Annotated in this window: 22 protein-coding genes; 9 read left to right on the top strand and 13 right to left on the bottom strand. The window is 50.8% G+C overall.

The genetic code is table 11. The features are described 5' to 3' along the window. Position 1: 1 nt before the first annotated feature. The gene (locus BZG20_RS14735) at positions 2 to 1,384 is read right to left on the bottom strand and encodes a class II fumarate hydratase (RefSeq protein WP_046075495.1); all 1,383 of its coding nucleotides are present in this window, start codon (positions 1,382 to 1,384) and stop codon (positions 2 to 4) included. 154 nt (positions 1,385 to 1,538) lie between these two features. Between BZG20_RS14735 and BZG20_RS14730 the strand changes: the two genes are divergently transcribed. After that, the gene (locus tag BZG20_RS14730) at positions 1,539 to 1,823 is read left to right on the top strand and encodes a hypothetical protein (RefSeq protein WP_046075496.1); all 285 of its coding nucleotides are present in this window, start codon (positions 1,539 to 1,541) and stop codon (positions 1,821 to 1,823) included. 54 nt (positions 1,824 to 1,877) lie between these two features. On the opposite strand, the gene BZG20_RS14725 is transcribed toward BZG20_RS14730, so the two are convergent. The 3 genes from BZG20_RS14725 to BZG20_RS14715 form a co-directional block, all read right to left on the bottom strand. After that, positions 1,878 to 2,345, bottom strand: a complete 468-nt coding sequence (locus tag BZG20_RS14725) for an ASCH domain-containing protein (protein ID WP_077579483.1) — start codon at positions 2,343 to 2,345, stop codon at positions 1,878 to 1,880. Between the two features lie 192 nt (positions 2,346 to 2,537). Next, the gene (locus tag BZG20_RS14720; RefSeq protein WP_077579482.1) at positions 2,538 to 3,785 is read right to left on the bottom strand and encodes a cysteine desulfurase-like protein; all 1,248 of its coding nucleotides are present in this window, start codon (positions 3,783 to 3,785) and stop codon (positions 2,538 to 2,540) included. A 2-nt stretch (positions 3,786 to 3,787) separates the two neighbouring features. Beyond that, a complete protein-coding gene (locus BZG20_RS14715) occupies positions 3,788 to 4,423 on the bottom strand; it encodes a 2OG-Fe dioxygenase family protein (protein ID WP_077579481.1) in 636 nt (211 codons plus the stop codon). Positions 4,424 to 4,861: 438 nt separating this feature from the next. On the opposite strand from BZG20_RS14715, the gene BZG20_RS14710 reads away from it, so the two are divergent. Continuing rightward, positions 4,862 to 5,464 (top strand): DUF6151 family protein, encoded by a 603-nt coding sequence (locus BZG20_RS14710; protein ID WP_077579480.1) that lies wholly within the window; start codon positions 4,862 to 4,864, stop codon positions 5,462 to 5,464. A 176-nt stretch (positions 5,465 to 5,640) separates the two neighbouring features. Beyond that, positions 5,641 to 8,379: an aconitate hydratase AcnA gene (acnA, locus tag BZG20_RS14705; RefSeq protein ID WP_077579479.1), complete on the top strand. Its 2,739-nt coding sequence runs from the start codon at positions 5,641 to 5,643 to the stop codon at positions 8,377 to 8,379. 39 nt (positions 8,380 to 8,418) lie between these two features. On the opposite strand, the gene BZG20_RS14700 is transcribed toward acnA, so the two are convergent. Then, positions 8,419 to 9,462 (bottom strand): glycosyltransferase family 9 protein, encoded by a 1,044-nt coding sequence (locus tag BZG20_RS14700; protein ID WP_077579478.1) that lies wholly within the window; start codon positions 9,460 to 9,462, stop codon positions 8,419 to 8,421. Positions 9,463 to 9,558: 96 nt separating this feature from the next. On the opposite strand from BZG20_RS14700, the gene BZG20_RS14695 reads away from it, so the two are divergent. Next, positions 9,559 to 9,960 carry a diacylglycerol kinase gene (locus tag BZG20_RS14695; RefSeq protein WP_077579477.1) on the top strand — a complete coding sequence of 134 codons (402 nt, stop codon included), beginning with the start codon at positions 9,559 to 9,561 and terminating at the stop codon, positions 9,958 to 9,960. A 73-nt stretch (positions 9,961 to 10,033) separates the two neighbouring features. Then, complete coding sequence (locus BZG20_RS14690; protein ID WP_077579476.1) at positions 10,034 to 11,863, top strand: DUF3413 domain-containing protein; 1,830 nt, start codon at positions 10,034 to 10,036, stop codon at positions 11,861 to 11,863. A gap of 77 nt (positions 11,864 to 11,940) precedes the next feature. Here the strand turns inward: BZG20_RS14690 and BZG20_RS14685 are convergent, their stop codons facing one another. Genes BZG20_RS14685 through BZG20_RS14675 form a run of 3 tightly spaced genes read right to left on the bottom strand, consistent with a single transcriptional unit; the run spans position 11,941 to position 14,311 of the window. Beyond that, complete coding sequence (locus BZG20_RS14685; protein WP_077579475.1) at positions 11,941 to 12,891, bottom strand: biotin-dependent carboxyltransferase family protein; 951 nt, start codon at positions 12,889 to 12,891, stop codon at positions 11,941 to 11,943. Then, positions 12,876 to 13,571, bottom strand: a complete 696-nt coding sequence (gene pxpB, locus BZG20_RS14680; RefSeq protein WP_077579474.1) for a 5-oxoprolinase subunit PxpB — start codon at positions 13,569 to 13,571, stop codon at positions 12,876 to 12,878. The genes BZG20_RS14685 and pxpB overlap by 16 nt, the downstream gene beginning before the upstream one ends. Beyond that, positions 13,568 to 14,311, bottom strand: a complete 744-nt coding sequence (locus BZG20_RS14675; RefSeq protein ID WP_108743430.1) for a 5-oxoprolinase subunit PxpA — start codon at positions 14,309 to 14,311, stop codon at positions 13,568 to 13,570. The genes pxpB and BZG20_RS14675 overlap by 4 nt, the downstream gene beginning before the upstream one ends. A gap of 276 nt (positions 14,312 to 14,587) precedes the next feature. Here BZG20_RS14675 and trpS point away from each other — a divergent pair, with 276 nt between their 5' ends. Next, complete coding sequence (gene trpS / locus BZG20_RS14670; RefSeq protein WP_077579472.1) at positions 14,588 to 15,625, top strand: tryptophan--tRNA ligase; 1,038 nt, start codon at positions 14,588 to 14,590, stop codon at positions 15,623 to 15,625. Between the two features lie 221 nt (positions 15,626 to 15,846). Then, positions 15,847 to 17,517: a methyl-accepting chemotaxis protein gene (locus BZG20_RS14665; protein ID WP_077579471.1), complete on the top strand. Its 1,671-nt coding sequence runs from the start codon at positions 15,847 to 15,849 to the stop codon at positions 17,515 to 17,517. 63 nt (positions 17,518 to 17,580) lie between these two features. On the opposite strand, the gene BZG20_RS14660 is transcribed toward BZG20_RS14665, so the two are convergent. Genes BZG20_RS14660 through BZG20_RS14640 form a run of 5 tightly spaced genes read right to left on the bottom strand, consistent with a single transcriptional unit; the run spans position 17,581 to position 21,011 of the window. Beyond that, the gene (locus BZG20_RS14660; protein WP_077579470.1) at positions 17,581 to 18,885 is read right to left on the bottom strand and encodes an MFS transporter; all 1,305 of its coding nucleotides are present in this window, start codon (positions 18,883 to 18,885) and stop codon (positions 17,581 to 17,583) included. A 39-nt stretch (positions 18,886 to 18,924) separates the two neighbouring features. Beyond that, positions 18,925 to 19,617, bottom strand: coding sequence for a penicillin-insensitive murein endopeptidase (locus tag BZG20_RS14655; RefSeq protein ID WP_077579469.1), 693 nt, complete (start codon positions 19,615 to 19,617; stop codon positions 18,925 to 18,927). Continuing rightward, complete coding sequence (locus BZG20_RS14650; RefSeq protein WP_198531502.1) at positions 19,607 to 20,161, bottom strand: GNAT family N-acetyltransferase; 555 nt, start codon at positions 20,159 to 20,161, stop codon at positions 19,607 to 19,609. Before BZG20_RS14650 ends, BZG20_RS14655 begins: the two co-directional genes overlap by 11 nt. A gap of 49 nt (positions 20,162 to 20,210) precedes the next feature. After that, positions 20,211 to 20,567, bottom strand: a complete 357-nt coding sequence (locus BZG20_RS14645) for a hypothetical protein (protein ID WP_046075510.1) — start codon at positions 20,565 to 20,567, stop codon at positions 20,211 to 20,213. Between the two features lie 57 nt (positions 20,568 to 20,624). Next, complete coding sequence (locus BZG20_RS14640; protein WP_052708091.1) at positions 20,625 to 21,011, bottom strand: hypothetical protein; 387 nt, start codon at positions 21,009 to 21,011, stop codon at positions 20,625 to 20,627. A gap of 250 nt (positions 21,012 to 21,261) precedes the next feature. Here BZG20_RS14640 and BZG20_RS14635 point away from each other — a divergent pair, with 250 nt between their 5' ends. Then, entirely contained in the window at positions 21,262 to 22,284 is a 1,023-nt protein-coding gene (locus BZG20_RS14635) for an ABC transporter substrate-binding protein (protein ID WP_158010047.1), read from the top strand. Further along, complete coding sequence (locus BZG20_RS14630) at positions 22,285 to 24,120, top strand: GGDEF domain-containing protein (RefSeq protein ID WP_077579466.1); 1,836 nt, start codon at positions 22,285 to 22,287, stop codon at positions 24,118 to 24,120. Positions 24,121 to 24,165 lie beyond the last annotated feature (45 nt).

The raw sequence follows: 24,165 nt of genomic DNA, 5'->3' as shown, positions 1-24,165 counted from the left end.
GCTATTCCGCAATGCCGCCCTTTGTCAACTTGGTTGGATCAAGCAGCTGCGAGAGCTTCTCTCGACCCAGCTCGGTCTCTTCTTCGGCGACATCGAGAATGGGGCGGCCTTGTTGGTATGCTTTCTTGGCAATCTCTGCCGCTTTCAGGTATCCCACAACGGGGTTAAGTGCGGTCACTAAGATAGGGTTACGAGACAGCGCGGCTTGTAGGTTATCTTCTCTCACGTTAAAGCTGCGAATCGCTTTATCAGCAAGCAGTCGGCTTGCGCCAGCGAGCAAGTTGATGCTTTGCAACACGTTCGCGGCAATCACTGGTAACATCACGTTAAGCTCAAAATTCCCTGACTGACCTGCCACCGTCACTGTGGTGTCATTGCCCATCACCTGAGCTGATACCATCGCCGCCGACTCAGGGATCACTGGGTTGACCTTGCCTGGCATAATTGACGAGCCGGGCTGCAACCCTTCCAGCTCGATCTCACCGAGCCCTGCGAGTGGACCGGAGTTCATCCAGCGCAAGTCATTACTTAGCTTCATGGTTGCCACGGCGGTCGTTTTTAGCTGGCCGTGAAGCGCAACCAACGCATCTTGGCTACCAATGGCAAAGAATGGGTTCTCACTGGCAGTAAAACCCGTCTTGCTAAGCGCGGCTACCGCTTCGGCAAAACGCTCGGCAAACAATGGATGAGCATTGATCCCGGTTCCCACCGCGGTGCCACCCTGAGCCAGTGCGCGTACCGATGACAGGCTTTGGGTAATTTGTACCATCGCGTGCTCGATCTGCTGAGACCAAGCCTCTAGCTCTTGGCCGATAGTAACAGGCATGGCATCCATCAAATGGGTACGACCCGTTTTCACGATGTGGCCAACTGACTGTTTCTTTTCCTGTAACGCATCACGCAGATGCGCGAGTGCAGGTAGCAGCTTTTGCTCACAGCCTAATGTGGTACTGATCTGAATGGCCGTTGGTACCGCGTCATTGCTGCTTTGGCTCATATTGACATGATCGTTAGGACTGACCGTCTCACCGGATTTCTCTGAGGCCAAGGTAGCCAGCACCTCGTTCATGTTCATATTAGAACTGGTACCAGAGCCCGTTTGAAAAACATCAACAGGAAACTGTTCAATGTGATTCCCCGCCATGATTTCTTTTGCGCTCTCACATATGGCACCGGCAATCTTACTCTCTAACAACCCTAGCGACTCATTTGCCTGTGCCGCCCCATGCTTCACCATCGCCAGCGCACGAATAAAGTCCGCTGGCATCGTCTGATCACTGATTGCAAAATTATTCACCGCACGCTGTGTTTGAGCCTGATACAGCGCCTGCTCAGGCACCTCGACATCGCCCATACTGTCTTTTTCAATACGTGTTTTTGTCATTTTGATACCTTCCTTTCACGTTACGATAATGGTTATCATTAACATATTACGCCTGATAAATGAAACGCGCTGATGCGACGGATTGAAAAACCCCGTGCTTGAACATCTGCTATGGCCTAATATGGTGCCCGCGTCACAATCAATGAGTAATAATATGCAAGATGAAACCAGTACCAGTATCGCTAACTTGATTGAAGTGGTTGAGAACCAGATCGCCGACCAAGACCCTAAAAAGGTAGCAGAAACCTTGATGCGCCTGCGTATGACCGGCTATTCACGCGACGAAGCTATCGAGTACATTGCCTGTGCGTTAATGGTTGAGATCTATGATGTTAGCCATCACAACGGGCAATTTACCCTGTCTCGCTATGAAGCCAACTTAGACACCCTGCCAGACATGCCATGGGCCGATGAGATTAATTTGGATATCGGTGAGTAGACCTATAGCTCTGATGGCCGTCATCGAAAAAGCCGCTGGGCGCGGCTTTTATATTTAGAGCGGGTAGACCTTTTCAAACTCTTCAAGCACCACATCCGATTGCTCATCAAAATGCAGGCCGTGTGTTTTAGCGTACTGGGAGAAGTAACCCCAATGCGCTTCGTGCCAACATTGGTACGAACCATCTCCCTCGCCTTCTCGTGCGGCAAATTCAGCGCTGACTTGGTTAAACGGGCAATAGCTCACCTGTGTGGTTTTGACGATGCAAACGGGTCGCTGGTGACCATTAAGGACAATCTTATAATGTCCTTTTTGCGGGATCACCGCATTTTTCTCTTCCAAAGAACTACGCAACCGGCAGTGCGCTTTCTTTTTATTCAAACTCACCAAGGTCGCGACTTCATTGGCTCTGACGGTATGGTGGCTTAACGTATCGACTACCACCATATCGTCACTTGGCCGCTGGTGAGTTGGCAGGGTCGCCAGGTACTGGTGCCAAAAGGCGTATTGTTCTTCAGTCATCTCTCTCGCCTTGTTTTCTTTTTGAATGGTTTCTTGGGCAGTTAAACGACGGTTATCTTAACGCTCTGTTTCGTTTTCGCCTATGCGCCAGCTAACGTTTCACATTTTTCTTACAACGAAATAAAGGTCGCTGACACTAACCAACCAATATAAAAAAGCGGCCAGGATGGCCGCTCAGAATAGAAGAGACGTTTAATCGCTAATAAATGGCAATAAGGCTTGGTGAAGCCGGTCAATTTCATCAATTGTGTTGTAATGCATCATACCGATGCGGATCACACCGCCTTTATCTAAGATATCAAGCTGCTCACACAAGCCTTGGGCGTAGAAGTGTCCATTCCAGACACACAAATTTTGCTCGCCAAGTGCTTGAGCAACCTCAGCAGGTTCTGCTCCCTCTATGCGGATCGCAAACGTTGGAGTGCGTTTATCGAGCTGATTATCGTCGGTAATACCATAAATACGTACTTTGGGATAAGCGCGCATCAACTGGATAAAATGTGCTGACAGTGCTTGCTCATGCGCTTGATACTGCGCATAGCTTGCCGCTAGCCTTTCTCGTAGTGACGACGTGGGATCACCCCATTGTGCGAGATAGTCAACCGCCGCGATAAACCCCGCGATGGCCTCAAAGCTTTGGGTGCCTGTTTCAAATCGGCCGGGGCCTTGATTAGTCGCAGGTTCCACTTTATACGGTTTTAACGTCTGTACCCACTCAGGCGCGACATAGACAAAACCAACATGGGGTCCAAAAAACTTATACGCCGAACAGGCAAGGAAATCGCACCCGAGTGCTTGCACATCCACTAAGTGATGGGGCGCATAATGCACCGCATCCACATACACTTTGGCGCCCACTTGTTTCGCCATCTCTACCACTTTTTCCACATCCACCAGACTGCCTGTGGTGTTAGAGGCGAGTGTCACCGCAATCAACTTAGTTTTGTCGGTTACTAGGCTGGCAAGGTGGGTCATATCGATAGAATACGTCGACTCATCAACACGTACCTGTTTCACGATCGCGCCTTTGTCGTGCGCCGCTTGTTGCCAGCTAGATACATTTGAATAGTGATCGAGTGCCGAAACAATCACTTCATCTCCCGCCTGCCAGTCGCGACTGATCGCCCGACTCAAAGAGAAGGTCAAGGTGGTCATATTCGGACCGAATACCATGCTTTCTGACGATGCGGCATTCACAAAGGTGGCTGCCACATCACGTGCGCGCTGCATAAGCTCGGTGGTATAACGACCAGAGAAAAACTGGCCGCCCAGATTGGCATTGTAGTGCCCTAAATAATCCACCATAGCGTCAAGCACCGCGCGGGGCACTTGCGCGCCCCCAGGCCCATCGAAAAATGCGACGGGTTTGCCTTCAATGATTTGCGCGAGTGCGGGAAAGTGGCCCCGAACAGCATGGGGTGAAAAACCTGCCGGTGTCATCGTTACTTCCTTGTTGCTGTGAGTACAAATACATCCATCGTGCCCGGTTTCTGGTTATCCACGGGCGTAATCGGCTCAGCGTAATGCCATAGTGTACGGTCATCAAGTGCCGCCATTTGTCCCGGTTCCAGCGGCAGGCTAAACAGCGGTGCGCTGGTTTTATGACTAAATACCTGAAAGTCACCGCCCTCAATATTATCGCGGCCAATACTGACAATGGCGATATGATCAAAGCCGTCTTGGTGAACGCCTTCTGGGGCGACTTGCACCGACTGATTATCCGCCTGAATACGAATTTGGTGGATTTCAATATCGTTATCGTCACTTAATTGATACACATCGCGGAACGTGCGACACATGGCATGAAAGCCGGGCTTTTGCACGGTTTCTGATTCAATATCTTCAAATGTTCTCGCTACGTCACCTTGGAACTCGTTAATGTCCGAGGTTTGCATAAACGGTCGCGGTGGTAGTTTTTCGACGCCCCCATTGAAAACATGAACCACCGAGTAACGGCGAAGTCGATAGCCACCATCAGCATGTGAAGTGCCTGGAAGATTACCAAACGAGGGTTGAAGCTGCTTGATGTGATTATCGTCCAGTTGATTGAGCTGCATGAGTAGTGAAGACGTATTCATGGCTTTCTCCTTTTATCTGTACCGACGCACGCATTGATGCTAGGGCCGTTGCCAGATACAAGATTAACAAATGCGTTACATGTTATGTTTAACTAAATCCCCTGTTATTTCCATTTTCAACCCTAGATTTGTCGACCATAAAAACATCAATCAGAATTATCCGCTATTGATAACCCTTAAGCTATTGAAAACCTCCAACCCGAAAGTTAACAAATATTAAACATCAGCATTAATCACCAACATGAAAACTATTAGCAACATATTAAATCACCACCTCGCCACTTTTCTGTCACGAAAAGTTGCCATGAGTGATAAAACAGGATGTTATAGATAAGGTTCCGCCCTTTTGTGGCTGTGTCTATCCGTTTATCGCAACCGTCTGAACTCACAATTCGCGCTATACTGTTAAGACACGCTCTGCAGCTTGGGGGAAATAATATGGCTCGTCTTGCCATTCAGTGTTCATGTGGGCAGATGACAGGAGAGATCATTGACGCACAACAAAGCCAACGCTGTGTGTGCTTTTGCAGTGATTGTCAGACCTATGCGCAAACACTGGGCTACCACACTGAACTCGAGCCAGGCGGCGGCACAGAAGTGCTACAAATTACGCCAGCGCAGCTCCGTATTTATCGCGGCCGAGATCAATTAACCTGTTTAAGGTTGGGCGAGCGAGGCCTATACCGCTGGTATACTCGTTGTTGCCAAACGCCTATCGCCAATACGATTAATGCCGATATTCCTTTTGTTGGCGTGGTGAGTGCTTGCTATCACATTGAAGGAGATAATGAAGAAGAGATCGGCCCGGTTCGCTGGTATGTGCAAGGCCAAGATGCTCGCTCAACGCCTACAGTAAACAAGGTTCACGCACGATTTCCATTGCGCCTGATGGTTATCACTGCCGTAAAGGGCTTGTGGGCACGACTACTAGGCAAACATCGCCCCAATGTCTTTTTTGACCGTGAAGGACGTCCGCGAGGGCTTGTCCATCATGTCGGGCAATCAACACCATCACCGAGAGGAAGACAGTCCCTACCCTGACGCAGTAAGGTACAGCCGATGGAAGTGATTGGAAATACCGTGATAACGATGCTTTAACTTCATCAAAACCCCATTTACAATAGTGCGGTAAAATCAAGCAATCCCCCGAGCGAGGCGACGGCCTTCGAGGTAAGGTCGCCTCTCTTATTCACAATAACGGACAAGGGGAGGCATCCGTGAGCAACCCATCTCAACATCCAGATAGTTTCAATACCCGACGAACCCTACACGTCAATGGTGAAACCTACGACTACTACCGATTGGACGCACTGTCTGAGACGTTCAACATTCATCGATTACCTTACTGCCTAAAAGTCCTGCTAGAGAACTTACTACGCAAAGAAGATGGTAAGAATGTTTCTGCCGATGACATTCGCACACTTTGCCAGTGGCAAGCTGATAAAGCAGGACAAGATCAGGTGAACTTCACCCCCGCTCGCGTCGTACTTCAAGACTTCACCGGCGTACCTGCCGTGGTGGATCTAGCAGCCATGCGTGCCGCGATGCGAGAGCTTAAAGGTGACCCAGCTAAAATCAACCCGCTTGGTGCGGTTGATCTTGTCATTGACCACTCAGTGATGGTCGATGATTATGGCAACCCTGATTCCTTGCAGAAAAACACTGAGATTGAGTTCGAGCGCAACAGCGAGCGCTACCAATTTTTGCGCTGGGGTCAACAAGCCTTCTCCAATTTCCGCGTCGTACCACCTGGCACTGGGATCGTACACCAAGTGAACCTCGAGTTTTTAGCACCCGGTGTATTGGTGGAAGAGCACGGCGACAACAAGTTAGCCATGCCAGACACGCTCGTGGGCACTGACTCGCACACCACCATGATTAACGGCTTGGGTGTGCTGGGTTGGGGGGTAGGCGGTATCGAAGCGGAAGCGGCGATGCTCGGCCAGCCTATTACCATGCTAATTCCTGAAGTGGTCGGTTTTGAGCTCAAAGGTGAGCTGCCTGCGTCTGCCACGGCAACAGATCTCGTACTTACCGTCACCCAAATGCTACGTGAGCGCGGCGTGGTGGGTAAATTTGTTGAGTTTTATGGCCCGGGCCTCGCTAAATTGCCGCTGGCTGACCGCGCAACCATTGCCAATATGGCGCCAGAGTATGGTGCAACCTGTGGCATCTTCCCGATTGATGAAGAAACGCTTAGCTACATGCGCCTGACAGGACGCACCGATGAGCAAATCACGCTGGTCGAAACCTACGCTAAAGCACAAGGCTTGTGGCGTGATGACGATGCACCCGTTGCTGATTATAGTGACACGCTCCATCTCGATCTGGGTGATGTGGTACCAAGCCTGGCGGGTCCCAAACGTCCACAGGATAGAATTGCATTAACCGATGCCAAAACCCAATTCGATCAGCTGTTGGAAAAAGAACAAGCGGCAGCAAATAACTTGATCGCCAGTTTTGCCAGTGAAGGTGGACAAACTGCGGTCGATAATCCCAGTGTGCGCGAACAAGGTGATACTCAAGTTAAGTATAAGGGAGAGACGTTTACGCTTGAAAACGGCGCCGTCGTCATCGCGGCAATCACTTCCTGCACCAACACCTCAAACCCGGCCGTACTTGTTGCCGCTGGGCTGGTGGCAAAAAAAGCACGCGAGCTTGGCTTAAAAACAAAACCGTGGGTGAAAACCTCGCTTGCGCCAGGATCACAAGTTGTCCCTGCCTATTTAGAGAATGTGGGGTTACTCGAGCCTCTGGCTGAGCTTGGCTTTAACATCGTCGGCTTTGGCTGCACTACCTGTATTGGTAACTCAGGGCCATTACCAGAGCCTATCACTGAAGCCATTCGCGCCGGCGACTTATTGGTGACTAGCGTACTGTCCGGTAACCGTAACTTTGAAGGCCGTATTCACCAAGATGTGAAAGCCAACTATTTAGCCTCACCACCACTTGTCGTGGCCTACGCACTGGCAGGTAATATGAATGTGGATGTCCTTAAGGAGCCATTAGGACAAGATGAAAGCGGCAAGCCGGTCTACCTCAGAGACATCTGGCCAACGCCACAGGAAGTCGCGCAAACCATCCAATCAGCGATGACGGAGGGGCTGTACCAAGACAAATATTCGGATGTATTTGCCGGTACAGACGCTTGGCGGAAACTGCCAGTCCCTGAAGATGAGATTTACTCATGGCCTGACTCCACCTACGTTAAAAAACCAACGTACTTTGATGGCATGACCATGGCGCTCCCCGAGATGAAACCCATCAAGGGCGCACGCTGTGTGGTGAAAGTGGGCGACTCTATTACGACTGACCATATATCACCTGCAGGGGCGATTAAACCGGATAGTCCAGCGGGCGAGTATTTGAAATCCAAAGGGGTTGAGCCGAAAGATTTCAACAGCTATGGCTCCCGCCGTGGTAACCACGAAGTCATGGTGCGCGGCACCTTTGCCAACGTGCGTTTAAAAAACCATATGGCACCGGGCACCGAGGGCGGCATGACCACCTATCTACCCACCAATGAGCAAATGAGCATCTATGAGGCGGCCCAACGCTATCAACAAGATGGCACCCCATTGGTGGTCTTGGCCGGCAAAGAGTACGGGACAGGGTCGAGCCGTGACTGGGCAGCCAAAGGCACTAACCTGCTGGGGATTAAAGCAGTCATTGCTGAAAGCTTTGAACGTATTCACCGCTCTAACTTAGTGGGCTTTGGTGTGTTGCCGTTGCAATTTAAAGACGGCGATTCCGTCGAGTCACTCGAGTTGGATGGCACGGAAACGTTCGATTTTGAGGAGATCAGCGGCGAACCCTCTACCCTCAAGGTACGTGCGGTTCGGGATGATAAAACCATTGAGTTTGACGTCAACGTCCGCATCGACACCGCGGTCGAGTGGGATTACTACCGCCACGGCGGCATTCTCCATTATGTGCTGCGCCAACTCGCCAGCTAGTACTAGCATCGCTACCACAAAGGCCCCACGGGGCCTTTTTTATTGCTTCGCCATCATGGTTTCAAAGGCGTCGATCACCTGCTGAGTGCCAATGGAGGCCATCACGTGATCGCCTTTCACCCGCGTGCTCCATGCCAATTGCTCAACGGGCTTTCCATGTTGCTGTTCAGCAAAGGTTTCATAAACACTGACCACATCCGCGAGATTGTTATAAGGGCCGGTTCGCTTCGGGTTGCTATGGCCATAAAGGCCTAAGACAGACGTGCCTTGGGTGGTCGCCATGTGCGCGGGGCCAGAGTCGGGGGCAAGCACCGCATCGGCGCGTGCGAGCACCGCGGCCAATTGCTTGAGACTTGTTTGTCCCACCAAGTTAGCCAGTGGCACGTTAGCAGCGGCAATAATACGCGCAGCCAGCGTTTTTTCACGCGCAGCCGGCGAACCACAGAGTACCACCTGATAACCTTTACCGACCGCGTAGTCGGCAAATTCAGCATAACGCTCTGGTAGCCAGTTGCGCTCATCTTTGCTCGCGGCTGGACTGATCACGATAGTAGGCTTGTCACCCAGTTGCGCTTCAGCAAACGCGTGGTCATCCTCAGAAAGTGGCAAATTCCACTGCGGCGGCGTAACCGGCACGCCCAAATATTGAGTGAAGGCGAAAAAGCTATCTAACACATGGCAAGATTGGGTATCGAGGATCCGTTTATTGGTAAACAGCCACTGTCCCTCTTTCGCTCGGTGACGATGAAACCCTACGCGATAGCGCGCGCCGATCCCCATAGTCAATAAACTGGCACGCAAAGCAAGTTGCATATGCACTAACGCATCAAACCGGCGTCCTTTCAGCTGCCGCCAGACGTGACGCATGCCTGCCAAGCCTGCTTTTTTATCAAACACCACCAGCTCCACCCCTTCCAGCCCGGCCAAAAGCTGGGCTTCGACTTTACCAACCACCCAAGTGATCTGCGTCTGCGGCCAATGACGCTGCACGGCTTGGATCGCCGCGACCGCGTGACAGACATCGCCAATCGCAGATAGGCGCAAAAAACACAGGGAGCGTGGGGCGTCAGTAAACAGAGGCATAACAAATTCCAATTAAGTTATCGCGCCGATTATGCAGTTGGCTCGGTTAAATGTAAAATGCCACCCTATCGATCAAATTGTTACGAGAATGTATTTATGGGCGCTAATACATCCCCCTCAGAAAAGCCGCGAGGGCTGATACGTATCATTAAAGCCACTGGCTATTCTTGGGCTGGATTAAAAGCGGCATATCACCATGAAGCGGCGATCCGTCAAGAAGTTGTATTATTGGCAACGGCGTTAGCCGTATTACTTTGGCTGCAATTACCGTTGACTGATTCTCTGATAATGTTCAGTGTCATTGTGTTAGTCATCATCGTCGAGCTGCTTAACTCCGCCATTGAAGCCGTGGTCGACAGAGTGGGTGAAGAGCGCCATGAGCTCAGCGGCAGAGCAAAGGACATCGGCTCTGCGGCGGTGTTTGTCAGTTTGCTTTTAGCGGGTGTGGTCTGGATTACCACCTTATGGCATCACTTTGGCGCCCCACTTATTCAATGACACATGTCGTCATACAACCCGGCAACGCGTCCATTATGTTGCCGATTGATTAACTTAACTGTGATGAGAAATCATGTCTTTTAAATCGCGACTTCAAACACACAGCTGGTTCATCGCCATTAACGCCCTGGTGTTGATGGCAATAGCCAGCCGCTACTTTGCGTTTCTACCTAGCTTTCCCACTGAGCCACTTGGCATCACCTTTATCGTGGTCAGTACCTTTAGCCAAATGGCCTTACTTGCCGCCATTGTTGGCTTAGTAACACTGCCACTGCTATTGCTGCCAACCAAGGTGCGCCAACCGTTGCTCGCCTTGATTGCCTCGGTGGGTGTGATCACGCTTTTCATCGATACCATCGTGTTTGCCCAGTACCGATTCCATATTAATGCCATGGTGCTAGATTTGATCCTCGCCGGGCAGATTGTCAGCTTCCCGCTCATTACTTGGCTGATGGTCATCGGTGGCGTGATGGCCTGCCTCGCCGCGCAATGGGGGCTACTGGCTGCGTTGTCGCGGACACGGTTTTCTTCCCAGCACAAAGTCGGCAAAAAATTTGCTCTGCTCACGTTTCTTACCTTGCTTGCCACCCACGGGATTCATATTTGGGCCGCTGCCTATGCGTACCAACCCGTGACAACGGTGAAACGTTATTTGCCACTTTTCTATCCAGCCACCGCCAACAGTATGATGCGCAAAAACGGCTGGATTGATGAAAAAGCTCTAGCGCGCCAAAAGGCGATGGATGTAGATCGCGAAGCCGACCTGAACTATCCCCTTTCGCCGCTGAGCACGACCGAGGTTGAGCAGCCGGTGAACATCATGTTTTTGGTGGTTGACTCATGGCGCGCGGATACCTTCAACGCCGACAACACCCCTCACCTTTGGGCACTGGCACAAAATGGCCGTACCTATTCACATCACCTTGCGACGGGGAACGCCACCCGTACCGGCATTTTTGGCCTGTTTTATGGCATGCCTGGCACCTATTGGCACAGTTTTCTTGCCAATCAGCAATCACCGGTACTGATAGACCGCCTGCAGGCGCTCGATTATCAATTGGGTATATTTACCGCCGCGCAATTGGAAAAGCCGGAATTCAACCAAACCGTGTTTGCCAAGGTGTCCGATTTACGTAACGGCTCTGAGGGCGACTCTCCCGCCGAGCTAGACGCAGATCTCACCCAAGATTGGATCCGTTGGCACCAAAAGCGTGACCCCAATCGTCCCACTTTCTCGTTTTTGTTTTACGATGCGCCACATGGCTATGATTTTCCTGCGAACTTTACGCCCAAGTATCAGCCGATGTTGGACGAAGTTAACTATCTCAAGCTAAATAACGAGACAGATCCGACGCCGTTTTTCAATCGCTACAAGACCAGCGTGCGTTACGTTGATAGTTTGGTAGCCCAAGTGGTTGAAGAGCTGAAACAAAGCGGGGAGTTCGACAATACTCTGCTGGTTCTCACTGGCGATCACGGCCAAGAAATGAATGATAACCAGCTGAATTATTGGGGTCATAACAGTAACTTTACTGACCCACAAATTCACGTGCCGTTCGCGCTGATAGGCCCCGGCATCGAGGCAAAACAGGTCGATACCGGCAAACAACTCACCAGCCACCAAGATGTCGCGCCCACCCTGATGAAGCACTATTTAGGCGTAACGTCCGATCCAGCCAGCTATGCGATTGGTCATGACTTACTTGCACCAAACCCCGGCCAAGATTGGGTGTTATCGTCAAACTACAGCGGCTATGCCTTAGTGACCGATGACACTATTTTAGAAGTGGGTGCGGGGGGGCAATATCAATACATGGATAACACCAACCGACCCATAGAAAACGCGTCACCTGACTTTGCACAAATGGAAAAAGCCCTCGAGCAAATCAGCCGTTTCCGCTAGTCCGTCGCTTGCACGTTAAAGCCTATCCGTTTATGAGCCTCTGTCTTCCAGAGGCTCATCTATCCATTTTCTGCAGGCTATATCCAGTCAAAAAACTGCACAAACTCTTGCCATTGCGCCGATGCATCCGCCAGCCGCGCTGGATAAAAACGCACGGCCTGACCCGGTCGCGTTTGCGCCAACATGCTCAAGCTGGCACGGGTTAAACAGCCAAGCTTAGGATAACCACCGAGTGTTTGCCGATCGTTGAGCAACACAATCGGCTGACCATCCGGGGGCACTTGCACGGCCCCGAGCGCAATGCCTTCGGAAACAATGCCCGGTTGCTTGCTCACGACGCTCGGTCCATTGAGGCGCACGCCCATACGATCACTGTGCTGATCGACCGTGTATTCGCCCTCAAAAAATGCCGTTAGCGCCTCGGAGCTGAAGCTATCAAATTGATACCCCGGCACAAGCGCCAGTGGGGTCAGGGCGTTGTAGTCAGGAATAAATCGTGTCGGCACACCGCGCACCCTCGGCAACAGCGCATGCGGTCGACAAGGCAACACCTCTCCTTTGGTGAACGCCATGCCTCCCGCCTGTTCGCCTAATCCGGAATGCAGGCCGCCGAGTTGATTGCGCATCACCGTCGCGGCACTGCCAAATGCGCCATCTACCGCCAATCCGCCACGCACCGCGAGATAGGCGCGCAAGCCACGGCGCGCGTAGCGTAAACTTAGTTCATCACCCGTATTTAGCGTTAACGTCTGCCACATACCCACGCGCTGACCATTGATACAAGGTTGCATGTCTGCACCGGTGATAGCGATCGACATGGCGTGATCAGCACGAAAACGTGCCTGACCCATGGTTATCTCGACCAGAGGTGTATTGGCGGGATTATCGAGTAAATAATTCGCCCAAGCAAATGCGTGGCAATCGACCGGCCCGCCTTGGCTTAAGCCAAGCTGGCCCACCCCGTAACGACCTGTATCTTGCACCAAGCTCAATACGCCGGGGTCGAGCACCGTTAATCCTGCCACCATTGACCTCCTGCCGCGCGGTAATCAGACTCTGACATTGGCTCAAAACGGACGGTATCACCTACATCAAACGGCATCATGGGCGATTGACGGGGATTGAATAGCACCTTGGGACAGTTGCCAATAATTTGCCAGCCTGCGGGCGACGCCGCCGGATACACCGCGGTTTGCTGTTGTGCAATGCCCACACTGCCGGCGGGGATCTGATGGCGAGGCGTGGTATGCCGCGGCATGGCTATCGTCTCATCCACCGACGCAAGAAAGGCAAAGCCAGGCGCGAAACCAATCGCACAGACGGTGTAAGTTTGTTGGCTGTGTCGCGCAATCACCTCTTGCTCACTCACGCCAGCAAACTCGGCGACCGCAGCTAAATCGGGCCCAACCGAAGGGTGATAATACACCGGCAACGTCACGTGTTTTCCGCCCACGGCGTCGTCGGTGACTCGCAGTGATTCGCCTTGGTTCATCACCCACGTTTTCAACTTTTCTGGCGGAAGCAAGCGAACATTCACTTCTACCAGAACGCTGGTGTAGGCAGGAATTAATTCAACCACACCACGGCCAAAGTGTTGGCGGATTCGCTCACACAGCGCAGATAACTGTGGGACTAAGGCAAGATCGATTGTATTGCCCAACCGGATCATTACCGTGGTTTCACTGACCTGCTCAACCTTGAGTGTCATGGTGTTAAGGCCTTTCTGAGTTGTTTTATCGCCTCGACCGATTGTGGATTATCTCCATGCACACACACCGTATCCGGCGATAGGGTGAGCGTTTGCCCCTCAAGGGTTGTCACCGTGCCATGTTGAGATAGCTGCAACACCTGCGCAATCATCGCGTTAGCGTCATCTAACACCGCGCCCGGTTGGCCGCGCGGCGCTAATTGCCCTGACGCCAGATAGGCTCTATCAGCAAAGGCCTCAAAAATCAGCGGCACACCGACTTGTTGGGCTAGCTGGCGATGCTGACGGTTATCCGGCAGTGCCAGCACCATTAATGGTGTATTGGGCAGCGTGTCAGCCACCGCAACCAATACCGCTTCAAAGCAATCATTGTCCACCATCATGGTGTTATACAGCGCACCATGGGGCTTCACATAATCAAGGCTCGCATTAAAGCGTGCACAGATCCCTTGTAGCGCACCTATTTGATAGCGAACGAGGTGACTAATTTGTGCTGGGGTATGATCAATATGACGACGGCCAAAGCCCTGCTTATCAGCGTAGCCGGGATGAGCACCAATACTCACATTGTGCTTTACTGCGAGTGCCACCGTGGCCGCCATTACATCAGGATCTGAGGCATGAAAACCACACGCGATATTGGCCATATCAATCCACGGCATTAGCGCGCTATCCATCCCCATCGACCACGCACCAAAGCTTTCACCCATGTCTGCGTTTAGTTTCATCACTCCCTCGATTTCACTGACTTTGCTTTACCTTACGGCTTTTTAACCCGCGGATAAACCAACAAAATAGTCAGTATGTGAGTCTTGTGTCGTACTCATAAGACTGATAGTTTAAACCACTATGAAAACGGTATTTGATACACACACTCTATTGATTTTTCGCACCCAGTGGTGGCGCGCGCTTTAGCGTGCCATTGAGTCTGGGTATTCATTGGCCGCCGGTAGGCAGTCAATGAATCGTTTTCAACTTCCCTGTCTCCGTCGGCTTTTATCCTCAAGGAGACACCAATGCACACCCCCTACTCTATCGACAAAAACGCTATCGACAAAAACGACGTTATTCTGACCGGCGATCGCGCCACTGGCCGCTTACATCTTGGTCATTACAGTGGCTCACTTAGCCAACGACTTGCGTTACAAGGACAATGTGCTCAAACCATTCTGGTCGCAGATATGCAGGGATTAACCGACAATGGCCATCAACCAAGTCACGTCGCCACGCATATTTTAGGCTTGGTCGCAGACTATCTCGCGGTTGGGCTTGACCCTGATAAGGTCACAATTTGTCAGCAATCCCAACTTCCTGCGCTCGCAGAACTCACCATGTTTTATAGTAATTTAGTGAGTTACGCACGACTGGTCCGCAACCCCACGGTAAAACACGAAATCAACGACAAGCAGTTTGGACAGCAAGTTCCCGTCGGTTTTTTAACCTACCCAATCAGTCAAGCCGCCGACATCACCGCATTTGGCGCTAACCTCGTGCCAGTAGGCGATGATCAACTTCCTATGATCGAGCAAACCAACGACATTGTGCGCAAATTTAATCACGTTGTCGGCGAGCCTGTATTACGCGAATGTCGTGCACTTACCAGCAAAGCATCGCGCTTGCCGGGTGTTGATGGTAAAAGCAAGATGTCAAAATCTTTGGGTAACGCCATCTATCTTAGCGATGACAATGACACCATACGTGACGCGGTGCGATCCATGTACACAGACCCTCAACACCTACGCGTCTCAGACCCCGGCCGAGTTGAAGGCAATGTCGTTTTTACCTATTTGGACGCTTTCCACCCTGACGCTCAACACGTCGCCGAACTCAAAGCACATTATCAGCGCGGAGGTCTGGGGGATATGACAGTGAAAAACGTGCTGACCGATAGCTTAATCTCCCTGATATCGCCCATTCGAGAACGGCGAAAAGCACTAATGAACGCCCCTGATTACTTGTATGGTGTCCTAAAAGATGGGCAAAAAAAGGCGCGTATACAGACAGAACAAACATGCCAGAACGTTAAGCGTGCGTTGGGCCTGCTTGTGGGATAAAGAGGTAAGAGGAGTGAGTAAAAAATGGCTTATACTTACTTACCAGTGATGAATCAGATAGTTATCGCAATCTCTTTTGCATAACGAGTTAGACAGATGTGAAAGATTGCAAGGTGTTTCCCAATCCACATCAAATAAAAGGGCTTTTTGCGCGGCAAACGGAAAAAATGTCTTCCATACTTTAGCGAAATCGAAACCACAATTAACACAAGGTATCCGGTATGTTGAAGTTAATGCTGCGCGGAAAGCTCTTAGTGCTTGCCATCGTACCTTTGGTATTATCCATTCTCGTTACGTTGTTTATCACTACCTATTACGAGCGAGAGCTGGTCGAAGAGAACATTGCCACTTTTCGAACCAAATTAATTGATGAGCGAAAAATGCAACTGCGCGAAGCGACTGAAATTGCCGCGACTGTAGTAAAAAACGCACAGCAAGCGGGCGGCGATGCCACGCAAAATGTCAAAGACGCACTTCGCGAAGTGACCTTTGGTAAGGCTGGCTATTTTTACATCTACGATAAACAAGGCAACAACGTATTCCACGCCTTAAAGCCAGAGCTAGAAGGCCGGTCCTTGATCAATCTTACTGATCCCAAGGGCAACAAAATTATCGTGGGCCTACTCGAAGCGGCGCAAAACGGTGATGGCACCTTCACCTACCTCTATCAAAAACCGGGTACCGATGAACTGATCGAAAAGATTGGCTATGCCGATATGGTCAATAACGGCCAATGGATGTTGGGTACTGGGGCGTACATTGACGATATTGAGGCGCGCGTTACCGATTTCCGTGAAAATGCAGAGGAAGCATTAGCGGCACAAACTGCGCGCATGGTCATTGCGGGTATTCTTATTCTGATCATTACGTTCGTTGCCGTCGCCTTTGTTGCCCAACGGATGTCAACGCCGGTGAAAGACATGCTGGACAACCTCAATGATATTGCCGACGGTGATGGCGACCTGACCCAGCGCCTGAAAATTAAAGGCAGTGACGAAATTGCTCAGCTTGGGGATGCATTCAACCGCTTTATCGATAAGCTGCAAACCACCATCCGCAGCGTGGTGGATGTCACGGAAAAAGTGAGTCACACCGCACGTACGATTGACGAGCAAACCCAGATGGTTGCCACGCAATTACAGACTCACGATAACGAGACCGAGCAAGTGGTCACCGCTGTTACCCAGATGAGCTCGGCTGCGCAAGAGGTGTCACAGAATGCTACCCAAGTGGCTGATGCCACCAGTGCAGCTACTGACGATGCGCGTCACGCCCAAGAGAAAGTTCAGTTCTCGATCACCTCGATGCAAGCGCTGGTCGAGCAAATGAATACCTCGAGTACACATGTGGATTCGCTGAATGAGCAGTCCCATAAAATTACTGGCGTGCTTTCTGTGATTGGCGATATTGCTGAACAAACCAACTTGCTGGCACTTAACGCTGCCATTGAGGCCGCACGTGCAGGCGAACAGGGTCGCGGCTTTGCCGTGGTCGCTGACGAAGTGAGAACCCTCGCAAGCCGTACGCAAAAGAGCACTCACGAAATTCGCGAAATGCTGGATGAACTTCAGTCATACGTCAATCAGGCTGTTGAGGGAATGAAGCAAAGTAACGATACCTGCCAGCAAACCTCGGAGGCATCCAACGAGATTGGTAGCGGCATTGATTCGGTAAGTAATGCAATCACACAAATCAATGACATGACCAGCTATATCGCCTCGGCTGCCTCGGAGCAAACCACGGTGACCGAAGACATTCACCGTAATCTGGTATCGATTCGCGACATTGTGAGCCAACTACTCAACGCCAGTAATGACTCGGCACAAGCGGCGACTGACTTAAATCAGACAGGCGAAGAGCTCAAACGTCTGGTGAGCCAATTTAAAGTTTGATTCGTCAAACCAAACGAAAAAGGCGCTGATATTTCAGCGCCTTTTTGCTGCTGGACAATCGGCTTACCGTTCCACCTCAGGCAAGGCGCGCGCCATCAATGCCCCCAGCAAGCCAAGCGCCGATAACACCGCAATCACCACCATCAACCCCCACTGGCTCAACCATGCCGTGACGCCGCCCATGAATAGGAGCATGAAGCCAATCAAAGTATTGCTAACTGAGACATAATCGGTGCGCTGATTGCCGTCAGCCATATTCACGATGTAGGTTTTACGGCCAAGGCGCACACCCTCGTGAGCAATGGTCAGGACAAAATAGACGCCAGGCAGTACCCACGCAAAAGAAAACAGCGCGGGATACCAATGACTGATACTCACGACCACCAGCCCCAGTATCGCCGTCACTACAGCGGCCATTATCATCACTTGGCGACTAGATCGATCGGCAAACAGTCCCCAAAAAGGAGCCGACAACAAACTTGCGATACCGCTAATGGCGACAAAGCTTGCGGTGGTGATCGCCAGCGCTTGGCTATGCTGACTGGCTAACAGCACATAATAGGGCGCGGATAGGGCCGAACAGAGTAACAGTGAACGGGTGATCACAAAGTGGCGTAGGCGTCTATCATCCACCAACAAGCGCAGTTTAGACAGTGCATGCGTGAGCGCATTGGCTCCGCCTTCTGTGGCCCCTTCGTATTCATCCACTTGGCTGTAAAACGCTGCGGCAATCCACCAAAGCACTGCGCCGAATGCCAGTAACGCACAATAGACCCACACATGCTGTTGATCCGAGACGCTGAACAATCCGACACCGGCAGCAATCGTCACCGCCCCCGCCAAGCTTGACGACCACCCATTCAAACGTCCTCGTTGCGGCTTAGGAATGGTTTTCCCTAACACATCTTTCGAAGCGACCGAGCACAAGCCTCGCGCCAGACTAAATACCACCAGCAAGCCAACAATGCTCCAGCCGGCTACTTGACCGGTTAAAAGTAACGCTGCGATGGCCATTGCTAGGATACACGCCCCTTGAATGACAGAGCCCGCCACCCATGCCCACTTACGTACCGCAAATTGGCGGACATAACCGGCGATACCCAACTGAGGCACTAACGAGCCCGCCTCTCGTATTGGCACCAATAAGCCAATTAACGCCAAGGGGGCGCCAACTGCGGTGAGAAGCGCTGGCAAGACAATTTTCGGGTTAGATACCGCGTCGCCAATTTTGGTGAGTCCTTGGCTAACGATGATGCGGAAAAAATTGCCCGGAACCTCACGACACGCACTGCCATCAATGTCTTTACAGGCACGCGCATCTTCTTCATTAAAAAGCTTTTGGTGTAAGTCATCCGCTAGTTTGTGCACACTTTCTCCCAGTCTTTTCTTTTTGTTTTTATTCTGCCCTTATTGGCAAGGCACGGCAAAATCAACGTGATAATGTTCATCATGGCGAACCCAAGACCGCCGCGTTGAAAACTGAATATGTTGCTTTAAATACTGCCCATACGGGGTATCGTACAGTGCCGGCTGAAGAGTTGGATCAAAGATAACACGCCAAAGATCATAGCCACGACGCGTCGCTTCTCGGTGTAACGCCACTATGTGTGCGGCCATGGCGGTGTAATCAATGTGCTTGTCTTGGTATTGACCATTCCCATCAAACTCAATGCTGTAGCCAAATTTATTGAGTAGATGAGTCGGCAGATGAACCGATCGCCCCTCGGCATCGACGACCGGTGTCATAAAATCAACCGATAAGCCATTTCTATGGGTTTTATGCGGTTTGAACTGACCACCTGACTCAAAGCCCGTTTCAGCATATTGATATACTTTGTCTGGCTGCTCCGCCTCCAAAGACTGATACGATGCCACGATGATGTCACGCACTGCGGAGTGAACATAGGTTCGCCCCGCCCAACGCGCAATCAAGCTGTAGCCTATGAAATTCGCCCCGTCACTGGGCAACTGTACCCCATTGGCTAAATGACCATTCGACGTAGTGCCATGACAGGTACTTTGCTGCGCAGTGCCCGCCAATGGAAACAACAAACAAAAAACGGAAAGAATGAACGATAGGTACCGGCGATTAATTAGCATGGTTTGCCTGCCAGCTGGGCTTCGATATCGCGTATAAGACATGCGTTGCGAGCGGATGATCTGCTGCCAAATGAGGATGCAAAAAGGTAAAGGGAGCAGCCGGCGTCATCCCGAGTTTTTTCATCACTGCTTGTGAGGGCAGATTACTCTCGGTGGTAAACGCATAAATTGCCGGAAGCTCAACGTCCTCAAAGCCGATGGCGAGTGCTTTTTGTGCCGCTTCAGTGGCATAGCCTTTTCCCCAATGTGGCGACGCTAAACGCCAGCCAATTTCAACAAACGGCTGATGGCCGAGATCGAAGGTGGGACGGTTTAACCCCACAAAGCCAATGAATTCCCGTGTTTCCATCAGCTCTACCGCCCAAAATCCGAACCCATTATCCGCCAGTTTGGATTGAATATGCGCCGCCATTGCATCGCTTTGTGCGCGTGAAAGCACACTGGGAAAATAGCGCATGACATCGGGGTCTTGATTGAGTGCCGCAAAAGGGGTCAAATCGGACACTTGCCATGCGCGCAGCGTCAATCGCTTCGTTGAATACATCACTAATACCATCCCTCGTTAACGATCACACTACACACCGCCGAGCCCGTTACTGTAAGTCTTTATGACGCAAGCGCGTGAGCCAATATTCACGATAGCGAAAATAGCAATAGGTCGAGGCGAACAAGAAAAACAAATACGAAAGCGAAAAGACCAAAGGCGAGGTGATCAACGCATGTTTTAACCCGAGCAGTACACCCGCCGCCGTCACCGCAATCTTAGCGACTACCCCGAGCAACAACAAAAACAGTGCAAACTGGGGGTAATGACTGCTACGAAACGTGATCCAATAGCAAGCACCCACCGCTGTACTGGCGACGCCCAGCCCAAGAAGATAAGAATGGAAGTGCTCACCCGCCAACAAACCACCAAGAATGCTAAGCACGATAATCACAATAAACGTCATGAGTTCCCACCTTTTTTCTCAGTATGGCACTGATGCAAACCGCCAAGGAGACGCCTATTAAGAGAGTACGATCTTGCTCGCAGGCTCTATGCACGCGGTTGAAATTGACGGCTGGACGTTTGCTGTCAAAGCACCATAGCGGTGATTAAGGGCGTCGACAGTGACGATTTGCCCTTGCCGGCGAATACTCACTTTAGTGCCCAAATCCACGCCCGTGAAACGCATCTGCTCATCGCCGCCACTCAAAAAGTGGAAGCGGTCAATCGCCAAATCAACGAGCCGAAAGTCTCGGCGACGACAGCTCAATCGCGCCACCCAGCTTTTCGCCGATAAGACTTGCGTGGGAGACAAGGCGCGCACTGCAAACTGCCAGCCTTCACTCTCACCATAAAAATCCATCGGAAAATGCCGCTTAAATTTCTTCTTATCGTAGTAAGATTTCATTGCATTGTTATCATTTTGTTCGCCATTGACTGGCACTCTAGTCTACATAACTATGATGCCGTATATGCTTTCTCTTGCCCAATAAAATTTACGTGTCAAACAGCGGCTATCTGAACGAATTACAGACAATGATAAACCTACCGCAATCAAGCGTATACATATGCGCTATCCTTAACAGAGGTGGCCAATGGAGAGGACCCTTCCCTACATGTGTAGAAGACTGATTTTGTGGTGTGTTGTTTCTATATACATGATGTTCAGTACGCACATTCATGCTGAACAGGCTCAGCCCCGTGTACTATTTATTAATCCCGGTTATGCAACGGAAAGCTTCTGGCAGGACGTGGATGAATATGCCAATAGCGCTGCCTCAGCATTAAATATTGACCTAACGATTCGCCACGCCGATCGCAATCATTTTGCCGTGCGTCAAATACTCGCCGCAACGTTGAGTAAACCGACCCACCCTGATTACATTATCATCGTGAATGAAAAGCTGGCGGCCAAAAACCTACTTCCTATACTGAGAAAGTATCCTATTTATGTACAACTTATCTTGAATGATGTCGATCAGCAGACCAAAACCAAGCTCTTCCAAGACCCACATTGGCAACAATACTTACTGCCGAGCATTATTCCCAACAATCATTCGATAGGCTATGCGATCGCCGAAGCCATGGTGCAAGCAGGCGATAATGCGCCCGGCGAAGCCGTCATGATTTCAGGTGATCTTACCACCCCCGCATCCGTCCAACGCGAAGCGGGCGGCAAGCGCTTTTTCGTTGAACGCTCAGACATTACCTTACATCAAGTTGTTCATGGTCAGTGGAATGAGTCCATCAGCCAAGAGCAAATGCATACCTTGTTGCAACGCTACCCAAATGTGCGCTACGTGTGGACGGCCAACGATCATATGGCGTTTGGCGCGATGAAAGCCGCGCGGCAAGCAGGAAAAACGCCCGGCGATGACATCTATTTTGCCACGGTCAATACCTCCGAGCGCGTGCTCTCTTTGCGAGAAAAAGGCGACATTTCAGCCCTTGGGGGCGGGCACTTTAAAGCCGCTGGCCTTGCATTGAGCCGCATTTACGCTCACGATAAAGGCTGGCCGTTACCACCGCAATGCGCTGGACAGTTGTTTCACTTAATTGAACCTGGCTCCGCTTTTTTCGTACAGTTGCGCGAGCAGGCGTGGGATCAAATCTCGTTTTTGAACATGGCGAAAGGGATTGAAAGCCATTGTCATTCAACCACAACTCAAATGGATAACTAAGTGATAAAACGCGATGTAAACTTACGCGGTCTTCAAGCGCGCGTCGCTTTCGTTGTGCTCGCGATTAGCTTACTGTTTGCGGTAGGGAGTACACTGACGCAGATGTACATCAACTACCAGCGCACACTGGCTACGACCACACAACTGGTAGAGAGCCGGAGCCATAACTCGGCTCGCGTGATTAGCCATGCATTGTGGGTCGTTGATTTAGAGCTTGTGCGCCGCAGTGTAAAGGGATTGTCGATGATCCCCACCATTTGTCGCGTCGAGGTAAAAGGTTTTGATGGCACACACATCACTGAAGTCAATAATACCAGTGAGGACTGTGACGCCAATCATCAGTCATTGTTGAGCGTTCAAGGTAACAATATTGGCACCCTGAACATTGTGCTCGATCGCAGTGCGATTAAACGCGATGCCTTCACAGGCGCCGTGCCTGTCGCTGTCGTCCATTTTACTGAAACCTTTATCATCACTCTGCTGATTTTGTGGGTTATCCACCGGCTGTGCTCGCGCCCACTCCAACAGCTGTCAAATACGCTCGATTACTACCAAACCGACAAGGCCAACCAAACGAGTGTGCCGCTCTCGTTGATTCAACGTAATGACGAAATAGGTAAAGTGTCTCGCTCAATCAATGCGATGCAATCGCGTATCAGAGACGACTTTCTACAAAAACGCGTGACAGAGCGTGAACTTCGTCAACATCAAACTTTATTGAAAGAGCAAGTCGAGCAACGCACCAAAGCACTCAATTGGCAATCAAACGCTAGCTCTCTACTGGCCGATATTTCAATTCAATTTTTACGTGCAGACTCGCAATATATTACTGAAGACGTAGAGAAAATTTTTCCCGATATGGCGTCATTACTCGGCGTTGAGGCGATTGGCTGGTATGCCTTTGACGCATTCCGCGCTGAACGTCGTTGTTACTGGCCACAAGAGATTGATTTTGCCCCCCAGACCGTCGATTTAAGCGATATGCACATGATAAAACGGTGGCTGGCTGATACCGACGCACTGGTCGTTCCCCATGTCGGCCAGCTCGGCGATAATGCAATTAACGAGCGCTCTTGGTTGCGCCAACGGCATATTTTATCGTTTGCCGCTTTTCCGCTAACCGACGGTAGAAAAAGCTTTGGTATGATTACAGTGGCAAATCGCCGTCTACCCTTCATCTGGGATAACAATAAGACATTGCTTTTAAAACGTTTCGCCACCGCCATCAGTGAAGTGATGATCCGTGAACGAAACCATTACGCCATGGAAGAGCTACAAGAAGAGCTGATTGTCGCCAATGAAAAGTTGAAAGTACAAGCAGAAACCGATGACCTCACCCGGTTAAGTAATCGAAGACCGTTTAAACGTGAGCTCAAAAACCATATCCAACATGGCATCGCCAGCCGGTTACCTGTCGCCGTCATGATGATCGATGTCGATCATTTTAAAGCGTATAACGATGAATACGGTCACCTCAAAGGCGATGACGTTCTCACCCAAATCGCGCGCGTGCTGCTTACACAAACGGAACGCTTTCATGGTTCCGTGGCACGCTTTGGGGGCGAGGAGTTTGCGATCACGCTCTCAACGCGCTATGCCTCGAAGTTAACTCAGCTGGCCGAAACCATTCGCGCTGAAATTGCCAAGCTTGATATCGAGCACAAGAAAAACCCAGATGGTGACAAAATCACTGTCAGTATCGGTGGCATTATTACGCTCCCAACTCGCGAAACCACGGACTCATACCTACTCGAAATGGCTGATCAGCGTCTATATCAAGCTAAAGAAGAAGGCCGTGATCGCACCAAAATATTAGATCAAACCAGAGAAAAATAGCGAGCTTGCTCACGCCCTCCTCTCAATCCCACGGGTGAGTCATGA

Origin of the sequence: Salinivibrio sp. IB868, from assembly GCF_001995655.1 — a bacterium.
Taxonomy (GTDB): Bacteria; Pseudomonadota; Gammaproteobacteria; order Enterobacterales; family Vibrionaceae; genus Salinivibrio; species Salinivibrio siamensis.
Note: the sequence above shows the minus strand (reverse complement) of the source record. Positions and strands in the feature narration are given on the sequence as shown.

Coding starts and splice junctions, on each gene's coding strand:
- BZG20_RS14735 (WP_046075495.1), bottom strand. CDS start 1,384: ATGACAAAAACACGTATTGAAAAAGACAGTATGGGCGATGTCGAGGTG.
- BZG20_RS14730 (WP_046075496.1), top strand. CDS start 1,539: ATGCAAGATGAAACCAGTACCAGTATCGCTAACTTGATTGAAGTGGTT.
- BZG20_RS14725 (WP_077579483.1), bottom strand. CDS start 2,345: ATGACTGAAGAACAATACGCCTTTTGGCACCAGTACCTGGCGACCCTG.
- BZG20_RS14720 (WP_077579482.1), bottom strand. CDS start 3,785: ATGACACCGGCAGGTTTTTCACCCCATGCTGTTCGGGGCCACTTTCCC.
- BZG20_RS14715 (WP_077579481.1), bottom strand. CDS start 4,423: ATGAATACGTCTTCACTACTCATGCAGCTCAATCAACTGGACGATAAT.
- BZG20_RS14710 (WP_077579480.1), top strand. CDS start 4,862: ATGGCTCGTCTTGCCATTCAGTGTTCATGTGGGCAGATGACAGGAGAG.
- BZG20_RS14700 (WP_077579478.1), bottom strand. CDS start 9,462: ATGCCTCTGTTTACTGACGCCCCACGCTCCCTGTGTTTTTTGCGCCTA.
- BZG20_RS14695 (WP_077579477.1), top strand. CDS start 9,559: ATGGGCGCTAATACATCCCCCTCAGAAAAGCCGCGAGGGCTGATACGT.
- BZG20_RS14690 (WP_077579476.1), top strand. CDS start 10,034: ATGTCTTTTAAATCGCGACTTCAAACACACAGCTGGTTCATCGCCATT.
- BZG20_RS14685 (WP_077579475.1), bottom strand. CDS start 12,891: ATGGTGGCAGGATTAACGGTGCTCGACCCCGGCGTATTGAGCTTGGTG.
- pxpB (WP_077579474.1), bottom strand. CDS start 13,571: ATGACACTCAAGGTTGAGCAGGTCAGTGAAACCACGGTAATGATCCGG.
- trpS (WP_077579472.1), top strand. CDS start 14,588: ATGCACACCCCCTACTCTATCGACAAAAACGCTATCGACAAAAACGAC.
- BZG20_RS14665 (WP_077579471.1), top strand. CDS start 15,847: ATGTTGAAGTTAATGCTGCGCGGAAAGCTCTTAGTGCTTGCCATCGTA.
- BZG20_RS14655 (WP_077579469.1), bottom strand. CDS start 19,617: ATGCTAATTAATCGCCGGTACCTATCGTTCATTCTTTCCGTTTTTTGT.
- BZG20_RS14650 (WP_198531502.1), bottom strand. CDS start 20,161: ATGTATTCAACGAAGCGATTGACGCTGCGCGCATGGCAAGTGTCCGAT.
- BZG20_RS14645 (WP_046075510.1), bottom strand. CDS start 20,567: ATGACGTTTATTGTGATTATCGTGCTTAGCATTCTTGGTGGTTTGTTG.
- BZG20_RS14640 (WP_052708091.1), bottom strand. CDS start 21,011: ATGAAATCTTACTACGATAAGAAGAAATTTAAGCGGCATTTTCCGATG.
- BZG20_RS14635 (WP_158010047.1), top strand. CDS start 21,262: ATGATGTTCAGTACGCACATTCATGCTGAACAGGCTCAGCCCCGTGTA.